Origin of the sequence: Octadecabacter algicola (assembly GCF_021532625.1) — a bacterium.
In the GTDB taxonomy this organism is placed as follows: domain Bacteria; phylum Pseudomonadota; class Alphaproteobacteria; order Rhodobacterales; family Rhodobacteraceae; genus Octadecabacter; species Octadecabacter algicola.
The window spans coordinates 103,955-116,526 of sequence record NZ_JAKGAR010000001.1; the positions used below are offsets into that span (position 1 = coordinate 103,955).

The 12,572-nt window shown below is 54.6% G+C and carries 13 protein-coding genes; 11 read left to right on the forward strand and 2 right to left on the reverse strand.

The genetic code is table 11. The annotated features are described in order from the left end of the window. The 11 genes from nuoI to L0666_RS00470 are packed head-to-tail and all read left to right on the forward strand — an operon-like array spanning nucleotide 1 to nucleotide 10,618. A complete protein-coding gene (gene nuoI, locus L0666_RS00420) occupies nucleotides 1-498 on the forward strand; it encodes an NADH-quinone oxidoreductase subunit NuoI (protein WP_235257009.1) in 498 nt (165 codons plus the stop codon). After that, complete coding sequence (locus tag L0666_RS00425; RefSeq protein ID WP_235257011.1) at nucleotides 495-881, forward strand: carboxymuconolactone decarboxylase family protein; 387 nt, start codon at nucleotides 495-497, stop codon at nucleotides 879-881. The genes nuoI and L0666_RS00425 overlap by 4 nt, the downstream gene beginning before the upstream one ends. Beyond that, a complete protein-coding gene (locus tag L0666_RS00430) occupies nucleotides 878-1,297 on the forward strand; it encodes a carboxymuconolactone decarboxylase family protein (protein ID WP_235257014.1) in 420 nt (139 codons plus the stop codon). Before L0666_RS00425 ends, L0666_RS00430 begins: the two co-directional genes overlap by 4 nt. After that, complete coding sequence (locus L0666_RS00435) at nucleotides 1,297-1,902, forward strand: NADH-quinone oxidoreductase subunit J (RefSeq protein WP_216037330.1); 606 nt, start codon at nucleotides 1,297-1,299, stop codon at nucleotides 1,900-1,902. The genes L0666_RS00430 and L0666_RS00435 overlap by 1 nt, the downstream gene beginning before the upstream one ends. A 2-nt stretch (nucleotides 1,903-1,904) precedes the next feature. Next, entirely contained in the window at nucleotides 1,905-2,210 is a 306-nt protein-coding gene (gene nuoK / locus L0666_RS00440) for an NADH-quinone oxidoreductase subunit NuoK (protein ID WP_093995169.1), read from the forward strand. Between the two features lie 4 nt (nucleotides 2,211-2,214). Further along, nucleotides 2,215-4,428, forward strand: a complete 2,214-nt coding sequence (nuoL, locus tag L0666_RS00445; protein ID WP_235257016.1) for an NADH-quinone oxidoreductase subunit L — start codon at nucleotides 2,215-2,217, stop codon at nucleotides 4,426-4,428. Beyond that, on the forward strand, nucleotides 4,428-5,972 hold the full coding sequence (locus L0666_RS00450; protein WP_235257018.1) for an NADH-quinone oxidoreductase subunit M: 1,545 nt from the start codon (nucleotides 4,428-4,430) through the stop codon (nucleotides 5,970-5,972). Before nuoL ends, L0666_RS00450 begins: the two co-directional genes overlap by 1 nt. Before the next feature lie 12 nt (nucleotides 5,973-5,984). Continuing rightward, nucleotides 5,985-7,424, forward strand: coding sequence for an NADH-quinone oxidoreductase subunit NuoN (gene nuoN, locus L0666_RS00455; RefSeq protein ID WP_235257019.1), 1,440 nt, complete (start codon nucleotides 5,985-5,987; stop codon nucleotides 7,422-7,424). Next, nucleotides 7,414-8,163: a biotin--[acetyl-CoA-carboxylase] ligase gene (locus L0666_RS00460; RefSeq protein ID WP_235257021.1), complete on the forward strand. Its 750-nt coding sequence runs from the start codon at nucleotides 7,414-7,416 to the stop codon at nucleotides 8,161-8,163. Before nuoN ends, L0666_RS00460 begins: the two co-directional genes overlap by 11 nt. Nucleotides 8,164-8,172: 9 nt before the next feature. Further along, nucleotides 8,173-8,949, forward strand: a complete 777-nt coding sequence (locus tag L0666_RS00465) for a type III pantothenate kinase (RefSeq protein WP_235257023.1) — start codon at nucleotides 8,173-8,175, stop codon at nucleotides 8,947-8,949. A 1-nt stretch (nucleotide 8,950) separates the two neighbouring features. Beyond that, nucleotides 8,951-10,618, forward strand: coding sequence for a ribonuclease J (locus tag L0666_RS00470; RefSeq protein WP_235257025.1), 1,668 nt, complete (start codon nucleotides 8,951-8,953; stop codon nucleotides 10,616-10,618). 14 nt (nucleotides 10,619-10,632) lie between these two features. Here the strand turns inward: L0666_RS00470 and L0666_RS00475 are convergent, their stop codons facing one another. Continuing rightward, nucleotides 10,633-10,860 carry a DUF2798 domain-containing protein gene (locus L0666_RS00475; RefSeq protein ID WP_235257028.1) on the reverse strand — a complete coding sequence of 76 codons (228 nt, stop codon included), beginning with the start codon at nucleotides 10,858-10,860 and terminating at the stop codon, nucleotides 10,633-10,635. 103 nt (nucleotides 10,861-10,963) lie between these two features. Beyond that, a complete protein-coding gene (locus L0666_RS00480; RefSeq protein ID WP_235257030.1) occupies nucleotides 10,964-12,481 on the reverse strand; it encodes a DEAD/DEAH box helicase in 1,518 nt (505 codons plus the stop codon). Nucleotides 12,482-12,572 lie beyond the last annotated feature (91 nt).

Here is a 12,572-nt window from a genome sequence, read left to right on the forward strand (position 1 = left end):
ATGACACAGCAGATCGACTACAAACGGCACGCCAAATACTTCCTTTTGATGGACGTAATCAAAGGCTTTGGCCTTGGGTTCAAATACTTCTTCGCCCCAAAGGCGACAGTGAACTACCCACACGAAAAGGGGCCACTGTCCCCGCGTTTTCGTGGCGAACACGCGCTGCGTCGTTATCCAAATGGCGAAGAACGTTGTATTGCATGTAAGCTGTGTGAAGCCGTGTGCCCTGCGCAGGCGATCACCATTGATGCTGAACCCCGCGAAGACGGTTCGCGTCGCACCACGCGCTATGACATCGACATGACCAAATGCATCTACTGCGGTTTCTGCCAAGAAGCCTGCCCAGTGGACGCAATCGTCGAAGGCCCGAACTTTGAATTCTCCACGGAAACCCGTGAAGAGCTTTACTACGACAAAGAAAAATTGCTCGACAACGGCGACCGTTGGGAAGCTGAAATTGCACGCAACCTCGAATTGGATGCCCCTTACCGATGAACGCCCAATCCGCATATGAGCGCGGCAAAGCGCTGTCGGAACAGGTTAACCCCGGCATGGAGGACGCTTTGGCGGCTCGCTATGACGCGTTGGTGCCTGGGCTGTCCCGCATGGTCGTAGAGGTGCCTTATGGTACATTCTATAGCCGCGGCACTGTGGATGAGAAAACGCGCCTGTTGTCGACGATTGCGGCGCTGACCGCACTTGGTGGACAGACGGCGCCACAGCTCAAGGTGAACATCGCGAGCGCACGTGCCGTGGGTGCATCCCGCGAAGAAGTATGTGAGATAATCTACCAAATGACGCTCTATGGTGGGTTTCCGTCCATGATAAACGCCATGAATGCGGCGATTGAAGTTTTTGAGGCGGAGGACGCCGCATGAGCGATCAGAACCCCTTTGAAGCTTGGATCAATGCGAGCCAAACTTGGGCGAAGGGCGTGAGCCCCGAATTCGCAGAAGTGATGGCAGAGTCTATGAAGGGCGTTCAGGACCTCATGCCGACCATGCCCAAAGAGATGATGGAAGCCTTCATGGGGAAGGGTGCGAACCCTGATGCTTTGGATGCGAAAACTAAGCTGTTGTTGACGTTGCAGGGTTTGACGATCCAAGGCGCGATTGCTGAACCACAGATCACGTTGACAGTGCGCCATGCGCTTGAAGCTGGCGCGACGCCGACAGAACTAACCGAAACGATTGGATTGGCGGGCCTGTTTGGCGGCGCCCCTGCAATGACTAAAGCCCTTGAACTTGCGAACGCCGTGATCAACAAGGCCCCGACTGATAAGGACGCGAAATAATGACCCCAGCTCTGATTGCATTTTACGCATTCGCTGTGACGACGATTGGCGGCGGTTTGATGACCGTAGTTAGCCGCAACCCCGTTCACTCGGTACTGTGGTTGATCCTCGCATTTCTAAGTTCGGCAGGTTTGTTCGTGCTTTTGGGCGCGGAATTTGTCGCCATGTTGCTGATCATCGTCTATGTCGGTGCGGTCGCGGTGTTGTTCCTTTTCGTTGTGATGATGCTGGACGTTGATTTCGCCGAGCTAAAGGCCGAAATGGCGCGCTACATGCCGCTGGCCCTACTGATCGGCGTTGTTTTGTTGATGCAGCTTGGTTTGGCCTTCGGTGTATGGGGCTTCTCGGAAGGGGTTGATACCCGTTTGGCACAGCCGATTTCGGACGCTGAAAACACCAAACAGCTTGGCATGCTTCTTTATGATCAATACTTCCTGATCTTCCAGCTGGCGGGACTGATCCTGCTGGTCGCGATGATCGGTGCAATCGTTCTGACCCTGCGCCACCGCACGGACGTCAAACGCCAAAACGTTATGGTGCAGATGTCGCGCGATCCGGCGAAGACAATGGAACTTAAAGACGTGAAACCGGGGCAGGGGCTGTAATCATGATCGGACTTGAACATTATCTTACAGTCGCGGCGGCCTTGTTCGTCATCGGCATCTTCGGGCTTTTCCTGAACCGCAAGAATATCATCATTCTTTTGATGAGCATCGAATTGATGCTTCTGGCTGTGAACATCAACTTCATCGCTTTCTCCTCATTCCTTGGCGATCTCGTCGGGCAGGTGTTCACCCTGTTCGTCCTGACGGTCGCCGCCGCTGAGGCCGCGATTGGCCTTGCGATCCTCGTTTGTTTCTTCCGCAACCGCGGCACCATCGACGTTGAAGATGTCAACGTCATGAAAGGCTAAGACCATGGAACTGATTATTCTTTTTGCCCCATTGGTCGGCGCCATCGTTGGCGGATTTGGCTGGAAAATCATGGGCGAGACTGCGGCACAGTGGTTGACCACTGGCTTGCTGTTCCTCGCTGCGATCCTGTCTTGGGTCATCATGCTGACGTTTGATGCGTCCGCGCATGAAAACGGCTACTACTGGGTCGAGATCATGACGTGGATCCAGTCCGGTACATTGGATACCTCTTGGGGTATCCGGATGGATCGCCTGACTGCGATTATGTTGGTCGTTATCAACAGCGTATCGGCTTTGGTTCACCTGTATTCATTCGGCTACATGGCCCATGATGAACAGTTCCCTGACACGCCTTACAAAGCGCGTTTCTTTGCCTACCTGAGCTTCTTTACTTTCGCGATGTTGATGCTGGTAACCTCAGGCAACCTTGTACAGATGTTCTTTGGTTGGGAAGGCGTCGGCGTTGCGTCCTACCTGTTGATCGGTTTCTACTATAAGAAACCGTCTGCCAACGCCGCAGCGATTAAAGCTTTTGTTGTTAACCGTGTCGGTGACTTTGGATTTGCACTGGGTATCTTTGCGATCTTCTACGTGACTGGGTCTATCAACTTTGATGTGATCTTTGCCGAAGCACACACTATTTCCGAAACCACGCTGCACTTCTTGTGGCGCGACTGGAACGCAGCTGAAGTCATCGCGCTTTTGTTATTCATCGGTGCCATGGGTAAGTCGGCGCAGCTGTTCCTGCACACTTGGTTGCCTGACGCGATGGAAGGCCCGACACCTGTGTCCGCCCTGATCCACGCCGCGACAATGGTTACTGCTGGTGTGTTCTTGGTCTGCCGCATGTCGCCGATCATGGAATTCGCGCCATCCGCGACGGGATTCATCGTATTCCTTGGCGCGACAACAGCCTTCTTTGCTGCGACTGTTGGCCTTGTTCAGAACGACATCAAACGCGTCATCGCCTATTCTACATGTTCCCAGTTGGGGTACATGTTCGTGGCTGCCGGCCTTGGTGTCTACTCGGTTGCGATGTTCCACCTGCTGACACACGCTTTCTTTAAGGCGATGTTGTTCCTCGGGGCGGGCTCCGTGATCCACGGAATGCACCACGAACAAGACATGCGGAATTATGGCGGCCTGAAAGACAAGCTTCCCTACACATTCTGGGCCATGATGATCGGCACATTGGCGATTACCGGTGTTGGTATACCATTGCTGTACCTTGGTTTCCCAGTCGGGTTCGCAGGTTTCGTGTCCAAAGATGCGATCATCGAAAGCGCTTATGCGGGCACGATGGGGGGCTATGCCTTCTGGATGCTGGTTATCGCAGCGCTGTTCACATCGTTCTACAGCTGGCGCCTGATGTTCCTGACGTTCTACGGCAAGCCGCGCGGCGACAAGCACACACATGAACACGCGCACGAAAGCCCAAAGGTCATGCTAGCACCGCTGGCGATCCTTGCAGTCGGTGCAATCTTTGCTGGCATGGTTTTCTACAAGCCGTTCTTCGGAAATGCGAAATACGTGGGCCAATACTTTGGCGTTGCGTACGCTGAGCAAGGCCATGGCGACGATCACGCGATGGACGGTCACACGGATGACACGCATGCGGATGACGATCACGCCGCTACGGTCGAAGAGCACCACGATGACGAGGCCGAAAACCACGGCGATGCGTCTCACAACGATGAGGCCAACGGCTATGAAGCGGCTGAAGAAGGCCACGGCGAAACGCACTACGCATTCGACGGTGAACCGGGTGAGGGCGCCATTTATGTCGCTCACGACAACACCACATTGGATGATGCGCACCTTGTTCCTGTTTGGGTCAAACTCGCGCCGTTCTTTGCGATGCTTCTTGGCTTCGTGACAGCCTACATCTTCTATATCCGTAAGCCTGAACTGCCACGCAAATTGGCCGAACAACAGGCTCCGCTCTACAACTTCCTGCTCAACAAATGGTACTTTGATGAGCTTTACGATGCGATCTTTGTAAAGCCAGCGATGAAGCTCGGTAAGTTCTTGTGGAAGCGCGGCGATGGCAATGTCATCGATGGCACGATCAACGGCGTTGCAATGGGTCTCATCCCGATGCTGACCCGTCTCGCTGGGCGCGCGCAGTCTGGCTATGTCTTCACCTATGCATTTGCGATGGTGATCGGGATCGTGGTGATCCTGACCTACTTCACGATCACCGGAGGGTACGAATAATGAGCAACCTTCTTTCTATCACCACCTTCATCCCTGCCATTGCAGCGGCCATTCTGGCCTTGTTCTTGCGCGGCGATGACGAGGCGGCACAGCGCAATGCAAAGTGGCTGGCGATGGCAGCGACGGCGATGACATTCATCGTCTCCCTGTTCATTCTGATCGGGTTTGATGCTGATGACACTGGGTTCCAGTTCGTCGAAGACCGCTCATGGATCATGGGTCTGAACTACAAGATGGGCGTCGACGGGATTTCGATCCTGTTCGTCATGCTCACAACGTTCCTGATGCCGATTGTGATTGCGTCCTGCTGGACCGTTAACAACCGAGTCAAAGAATACATGATCGCCTTCCTGTTGCTTGAAACACTGATGCTTGGTGTGTTCATGGCGCTGGATCTGGTGCTGTTCTACCTCTTCTTCGAAGCTGGTCTAATCCCAATGTTCCTGATTATTGGGATCTGGGGCGGCAAAGAACGCATCTACGCGTCGTTCAAGTTCTTCCTTTACACGTTCCTTGGCTCGGTGCTGATGTTGGTTGCGATGGTTGCAATGTTCTCAGCGGCTGGCACGACAGACATTCCGACACTGATGCAGTTCCCATTCGGGACTGACACGTTCAGCATCCTCGGTATTCAGATCATTGGCGGCATGCAGACGTTGCTGTGGCTGGCATTCTTTGCCTCCTTCGCAGTGAAAATGCCGATGTGGCCTGTGCATACATGGTTGCCAGATGCGCACGTTCAAGCGCCGACTGCGGGCTCTGTGGTACTGGCGGCGATCCTGCTGAAAATGGGCGGTTACGGCTTCTTACGTTTCTCTTTGCCAATGTTCCCGATCGGATCCGAAGTGATGGGATCGCTGGTCTTGTGGATGTCCGCAATTGCGATCGTTTACACCTCGCTCGTCGCATTAGTCCAAGAGGACATGAAAAAGCTGATCGCCTATTCATCCGTCGCCCACATGGGTTTCGTGACGATGGGTATCTTTACGTTCAACCAGCAGGGCCTTGATGGCGCGATCTTCCAGATGCTCAGCCACGGCTTTATCTCTGGTGCGTTGTTCCTGTGTGTTGGCGTGATCTACGACCGTATGCACACGCGTGAAATCGACGCTTACGGTGGTCTTGTGAACCGCATGCCGGCCTATGCGCTGATCTTTATGTTCTTCACGATGGCAAACGTTGGCCTTCCAGGGACATCCGGATTTGTTGGGGAATTCCTGACGCTTATGGCGGTCTTCCAAGTTAACACTTGGGTTGCTGCTGTTGCGACGACTGGCGTGATCTTTTCTGCCGCTTACGCGCTGTGGCTTTACCGCCGCGTGGTCATGGGCGATCTGATCAAAGAAAGCTTGAAATCCATAACCGACATGACAACCCGCGAACGTGCAATCTTCGCGCCGCTGGTGATCATGACGCTTTTGCTGGGTGTCTACCCCAGCCTTGTCACCGATATTATCGGGCCATCGGTCGCCGCTTTGGTCGATCATGTTGAAACTGCGCAGGCGGCATTTACGCCGACTGCTGCCGCTGTGGCCTCGCATTAAGGAACCGAACTGATGTTGTCCCAAGACCTGAACACCATCCTGCCGGAAATCATTCTGTCGCTCTTCGCGATGGGGGCACTTCTGGGTGCGGTTTATACTGTAAAAGACAAAAGCGCGGGGCTGCTGGTTTGGCTGACCTCCGGGCTGTTTGTCGCATTGGCCTTCTGGATCGGCACGACGGGCGAGGGCACAACGACAGCCTTCTCCGGTATGTTTGTCGACGATGCCTTTAGCCGTTTCACCAAGGTCGCTATCTTGTTGGCCGCTGCTGCGGTACTGGTGATGAGCCAAGACTACATGCAGAAGCGTGACCTGCTGCGGTTCGAATATCCATTGCTGATAGCATTGGCCGTTGTCGGCATGATGATGATGGTTTCCGCAGGCGACTTGATGTCGCTTTACATGGGCCTCGAGCTTCAGTCTCTTGCGCTTTATGTTGTCGCGTCCTTGCGTCGTGACTCTGTGAAGTCTACGGAAGCCGGTTTGAAGTACTTCGTTCTTGGCGCGTTGTCTTCGGGTCTGCTGCTCTATGGTGCGTCCCTGACATACGGATTTGCTGGCACCACTTCTTTTGCTGGTATCATCGAAGCAACAGAGGGCGGCGTATCACTGGGTCTCCTGTTCGGTCTTGTATTCCTGAGCGCGGGTTTCGCATTCAAGGTTTCCGCAGCACCGTTCCACATGTGGACACCTGACGTCTATGAGGGCTCCCCAACGCCGGTAACCGCTTTCTTCGCCACAGCACCGAAAATTGCGGCAATGGCGCTGTTCGCGCGGGTCATGCATGACGCCTTCGGAAATTCCATCGCAGATTGGCAGCAAATCGTTGCCTTCCTTGCGGTCATCTCAATGTTCCTCGGTGGTATCGCTGCGATCGGTCAAACAGACATCAAACGCCTGATGGCTTTTTCCTCGATCTCTCACATGGGCTTTGCGCTGATGGGCCTCGCGTCCGGTACAGCGTTCGGTGTGCAGGCGATGTTGGTTTACCTTGGCATCTATGTGGCGATGAACGTCGGCACATTCGCGTTTATCCTCAGCATGGAAAAAGACGGTCGTCCGGTGACAGATATCGGATCGCTTAACATGTATTCTAAACGTGAGCCGCTTAAGGCGCTGGCGATGTTGATCTTGTTGTTCTCTATGGCTGGTGTGCCGCCGATGCTTGGCTTCTTTGGTAAGTTCTACGTGCTGCAAGCGGCTTATGACGCAGGCCTCGCTTGGTTGGCGGTTGCTGGTGTGATCGCGTCTGTGATTTCAGCGTTCTACTACTTGCGCATCGTGTTCTACATGTACTTCGGGTCCGATAAGGATGACGCATTGGATGCGAACAAATCGCCTGTCTTGTGGGGCTTCTTGATGGCGTCCGCTGCGATCATGGTCTTGGGCGTTGTCAATCTCTTTGGGATTGAACCTCTGGCCGAAGCTGCGTCACTCGCTCTTGTCAACTGATCTGCCAACGGGCTTTGGTCACTTTCATTTCGATGAAGTGACTTCGACCTTGGATGTGGCCCGCGATCAAGCGGGCCAATCCCCAATGCCCACGTGGTTTACCGCCACGCGCCAAACCGCGAGCCGCGGCCGCCGTGGCCGTCCGTGGGTCGCGCCAGTCGGGAACTTTTACGGCACGGTTTCGCTGCCTTGTCCTGATCCCAATGCTGCATCCTTGCGCAGCTTTGTCGCTGCCATTGCGTTGCACGATGCGTTGCGTGCCGTGATGGGCGAGGGGCCGACCCTTTCACTGAAATGGCCAAACGATGTCTTGCTCAATAGTGGTAAGGTTGCGGGCATCCTCCTTGAAAGCCTACAGGTGAATGGCCAGATGTGGGGGGTCGCTGTTGGGATCGGCGTGAACCTTATTGCATCACCAGACTTGGATCAGGTGGAAGAGGGCGCGGTTTATCCGGTGAATGTTAAGTCCGAAAGCGGCGTTGATATTTCCCCGACGGATTTCTTGCACCACCTTGCGTCGGCGTTCGCCCGTTACGACGAACAACTCACTACCTATGGCTTTGCCCCGATCCGAACGGCGTGGCTTGCGAAAGCGGCGCGTCTGGGGGAAACGATTACAGCCCGACTTCCGGGCGAAGCCGTAACGGGACGCTTTGAAACGGTCGATGAAAACGGTTATCTGGTCTTGAACACGGCCAAAGGCCCTCGGGCGATTGCAGCTGCTGACGTCTTCTTCTAAGGAACTTCCATGCTTCTTTGCATTGATACCGGAAACACGAACACTGTCTTCGCCCTTTGGGACGGGGATAAATTCCTGTGCACGTTTCGCACCTCGACAGAATGGCAGCGCACAGCGGATCAGTATTTCGTGTGGTGGAGCACACTATTGGCGCACCACAAAATCGATGCTGATGTGACCGAAGTAATCATCTCGTCCACGGTACCGCGTGTGGTGTTTAATCTGCGCGTTATGGCGGACCGTTATTTTGACACGCGGCCCTATGTGGTTGCGAAACCGGACTGCTTGCTGCCTGTGCCACCACGCGTGGATGAAGGCACAGCCGTTGGGCCAGACCGGCTGGTGAATACTGCTGGGGCGTATGATCGCCATGGCGGTGATTTGATCGTTGTCGATTTTGGCACGGCGACAACATTTGATGTGGTCGCAGAAGATGGAGCCTATGTGGGTGGCGTCATCGCCCCCGGTGTGAACCTCAGCCTTGAGGCACTGCACCAAGCGGCGGCAGCTTTGCCGCATGTAGATATTACCAAACCACAGTCCGTTATCGGTACGAACACCGTGGACTGTATGCAATCGGGCGTTTTTTGGGGCTATGTCGGCCTTATCAATGGCGTCTGTGAACGGATAAAGGGCGAGTACGACCGCCCCATGAAAGTCGTAGGAACCGGAGGGTTAGCACCACTGTTTTCAAGTGGTTACGCCCTTTTTGATACAATCGAAGATGACCTGACGATGCACGGACTGACCGTGATCCACAGGTTCAACAAGGATAACAATAATTAAAATGACTAAAGCTAGATTGATGTATCTCCCCCTCGGCGGAGCGGGCGAGATCGGTATGAACTGTTATGTCTACGGCTACGGGCCAGAAGGCGCAGAACGGCTAATCGTGGTCGACTTGGGCGTCGCATTTCCAGACATGGACAGCACTCCTGGCGTAGACCTGATCTTTGCGGATATCGCATGGTTGGAAGAACGCAAAAACCAAATCGAAGCGATCTTTATCACCCACGCCCACGAAGACCACGTCGGCGCGGTTGGCCATCTATATGAACGTCTAGGCGCGCCAATTTACGCCCGTGCGTTTACCGCCAACATCGCCCGTCGCAAAATGACTGAACACGGTTATTCCGAGAAATCGGTCACCACTGTCGGCAAATGGCCAGAGACCGTGAAGAAGGGACCTTTCGAAGTCGGCTTTGTGCCAATCAGCCACTCGATCCCAGAAAGCAGCGGCTTGGTGATTGATACCAAGGGCGGGCGGATTATCCACACGGGTGATTTCAAGATTGATGTCGAGCCGGGCATTGGTGAACCGTTTGATCACGACCTCTGGGCCTCGCTTGGCAAGGATGGAGTTAAGGCGATGGTCATCGATTCGACCAACGTGTTCTCGACGGAAGAAGGCCGCAGCGAATCCACAGTCGGACCAGAGATCGAAAACTTCCTTAAAGATGCCAAAGGCATGGTCGCGGCAACGACATTTGCATCCAACGTCAGCCGCGTGCGCACGATTGCGCTGGCCGCGCAGCGGGCAGGGCGGTCTGTTTGCCTGTTGGGTCGTTCCATGCGTCGCATGGTCGAAGCCGCGACAGACGTTGGCATTTTGGAAGATTTCCCACCTGTCATCAGCGCCGAAGATGTGTCGAGCATGCCACGCGAAAACGTGCTGCTTTTGGTGACGGGATCTCAGGGCGAACGCCGTGCTGCTTCAGCGCAACTGGCGCGCGGCAAATATATGGGCATCACGATGAAAGAGGGCGATACGTTCCTGTTTTCATCCAAGACCATCCCTGGCAATGAAAAGGGCGTGATTTACATCATCAACCAGTTCAGTGAGCTGGGTGTGGATGTCGTGGACGACCGCAGTGGCCTTTACCACGTGTCAGGTCACGCCAACCGTCCTGATCTGGATGTCATGCGCGATCTGGTCAAACCACAGACCGTGATCCCGATGCACGGCGAACACCGCCACCTTCGTGAACACGCCAAAATTGCCGAAGAAGCCGGCGTTCAAAGCGTTCTGGCGGTCAATGGTATGATGATTGATTTGTCTGGTAACCAGCCTAAGGTCGCTGAATATATTGAGACAGGCCGCACCTATTTGGACGGCACCGTAAAGGTTGGCCAGTTTGATGGCGTCGTGAGGGACCGCATCCGGATGGCCTTAAACGGCCATGTGATTGTTACACTAATCATTGACGAAGATGGTGATCCGTTGGGCGATCCGTGGTGCGAAGTGATGGGGCTTCCAGAGATGGGCCGCAACAATGCGCCATTGGTTGATGTTCTTGAAGAAGACCTCAGCCAGTTCATGGGCCGCGCCAAGGACAAGACTATTGCTGACGATACCAAGCTTGAAAAAGAATTGCGCACACTTGCGCGCAAGACGGCGCAGGCTGAAATTGGCAAAAAGCCCGAAGTATCTGTAATTATTTCACGGCTTGGCTAAGCGATTGGCGCGCCCTAGTCAGGGCGCGTCAGCTTACCGACAAGGCGACGCGCGATAGGGGCGACAACCAAGACTGTCGGAAAGGCGACCATCCAACTTGATATCCAAGAGCCAATCCAATTTGGGAAAAACGCTATGTCAGCGTCCAAGACACGCCATGTCGCGATTGCCGAAACGATTCCGGACATCAGGCAAGACAGAATAAACCCAAAAAGGATCGGTGCAAAACGTGCTGGTATCATGCGTAAACTCCTAAACTGGTTAGTTTAGGTTTGCCGTGGATTTGTTCCAAAGGAAATAGGTGCCGCACCCGTTAAGGTGCGACAAAAAATCCAAGGAACTGCATTAGCTTCCCTGACGCTCGTCAAAGCTTTTCATAATGAAATCAGGCGCATCGTCACCCATGCCGACAATTGCGGGACCATGGTCCTGATTGCTGCGGCTGCGTCCCCTGCCGCCACGGCTGCGCTTTGGCTTGTCAGACTTTGGTTGTTCTTGCTCGGGCTTAGTAGGGGCCTCGGCTGGTGCGACGTCCTTTGGTGCTTCGACTGCCGCAGCGTCGGCCTTGGGCGCGTCTTCTTTCACCGCTTCGGTCGTTTCGACCTTATCGGCGGCAGGTTTGCGGCCGCGACCACCACGTGAACGGGTGCGTTTTGGCTTGTCCTCTGACTTGGCCTCTTCGGAGGCAGTAGCAGGGGCGTCTTTAGGGGCCTCAGCCTTTGCAGCACCTTTAAGGTCAATGCGGGGGATTTCCATCTCTACGAGGCGTTCGATGTCGTCGAAATTCTTTTCGTCGCGGGCCACGCAGATCATAATCGCGGTGCCTTTTTTACCAGCACGACCGGTGCGACCAATACGGTGCACATAGTCTTCGGCATGGCTTGGCACGTCGTAGTTAAAGACGTGCGACACGTTTGGAATATCCAAACCACGGGCCGCAACATCAGACGCTACAAGGAAACGCAAAGATCCATCGCGGAATCCGTCAAGCGTGCGCATGCGGTGCGATTGATCCAGATCGCCGTGAATAGGCGAGGCGTTATAGCCGTTTTTCTTCAGGTATTTAGCGACGGCATCCACATCGATCTTGCGGTTACAGAAGATGATACCGTTGCGGCACTCTTCGCCTTCGGCTTCAATCAGATCACGCAAGAGGCGCTGTTTATCAGCGGCCGATTTGGTGGACTTCGCCATCACCACACCTTGTGTGATGTTTTCAGATGTCGTTGCCGCGCGGGCGACCTCGATCTTGACCGGGTTGGACAAGAACGTATTCGTAATCCGTTCGATCTCAGGTGCCATTGTGGCCGAGAAGAACAGCGTCTGGCGGGTGAATGGTGTCAGTCCGAAGATGCGTTCGATATCGGGGATGAACCCCATGTCGAGCATCCGGTCGGCTTCGTCGACCACCATGATCTTAACGTCAGACAGGATCAGTTTACCGCGTTCGAAATGGTCAAGAAGGCGACCAGGTGTTGCGATCAGAACGTCAACGCCGCGATCAATCAGGGCGTCTTGTTCTTTGAACGATACGCCACCAATCAACAGGGCCTTCGTCAGTTTCGTGTGCTTGGCATAGGCGTCGAAGTTTTCTGCAACTTGTGCGGCCAGCTCGCGGGTCGGGGCCAGCACCAAGGAACGTGGCATACGCGCCCGTGCGCGGCCGCGCTTTAGCATGGAGATCATCGGCAGCGTGAAGCTGGCGGTTTTACCCGTACCCGTTTGGGCGATGCCAAGGACGTCCTTGCCCTCAAGGGCTGGGGGAATCGCTCCGGCTTGAATTGGGGTCGGCGTTTCGTAGCCGGTTTCTTCGACGGCCTTGAGGACCTTCTTGTCGAGATTTAAGTCACTGAATTTGGTCAATTTCTTCCTTTCGCGGAGTTTGCAGCTAGGTGCCGCAATCGTCACGCGGCTGGGTTGGCCGTATTGCCACCCTTTGGGTGCGGTTGGGATA

Excerpts from the sequence above, each read along its gene's own strand:
- L0666_RS00435 (WP_216037330.1), top strand. The coding sequence starts at position 1,297 with ATGACCCCAGCTCTGATTGCATTTTACGCATTCGCTGTGACGACGATT.
- L0666_RS00470 (WP_235257025.1), top strand. The coding sequence starts at position 8,951 with ATGACTAAAGCTAGATTGATGTATCTCCCCCTCGGCGGAGCGGGCGAG.
- L0666_RS00430 (WP_235257014.1), top strand. The coding sequence starts at position 878 with ATGAGCGATCAGAACCCCTTTGAAGCTTGGATCAATGCGAGCCAAACT.
- L0666_RS00465 (WP_235257023.1), top strand. The coding sequence starts at position 8,173 with ATGCTTCTTTGCATTGATACCGGAAACACGAACACTGTCTTCGCCCTT.
- nuoL (WP_235257016.1), top strand. The coding sequence starts at position 2,215 with ATGGAACTGATTATTCTTTTTGCCCCATTGGTCGGCGCCATCGTTGGC.
- L0666_RS00475 (WP_235257028.1), bottom strand. The coding sequence starts at position 10,860 with ATGATACCAGCACGTTTTGCACCGATCCTTTTTGGGTTTATTCTGTCT.
- nuoK (WP_093995169.1), top strand. The coding sequence starts at position 1,905 with ATGATCGGACTTGAACATTATCTTACAGTCGCGGCGGCCTTGTTCGTC.
- L0666_RS00450 (WP_235257018.1), top strand. The coding sequence starts at position 4,428 with ATGAGCAACCTTCTTTCTATCACCACCTTCATCCCTGCCATTGCAGCG.
- nuoN (WP_235257019.1), top strand. The coding sequence starts at position 5,985 with ATGTTGTCCCAAGACCTGAACACCATCCTGCCGGAAATCATTCTGTCG.
- nuoI (WP_235257009.1), top strand. The coding sequence starts at position 1 with ATGACACAGCAGATCGACTACAAACGGCACGCCAAATACTTCCTTTTG.
- L0666_RS00425 (WP_235257011.1), top strand. The coding sequence starts at position 495 with ATGAACGCCCAATCCGCATATGAGCGCGGCAAAGCGCTGTCGGAACAG.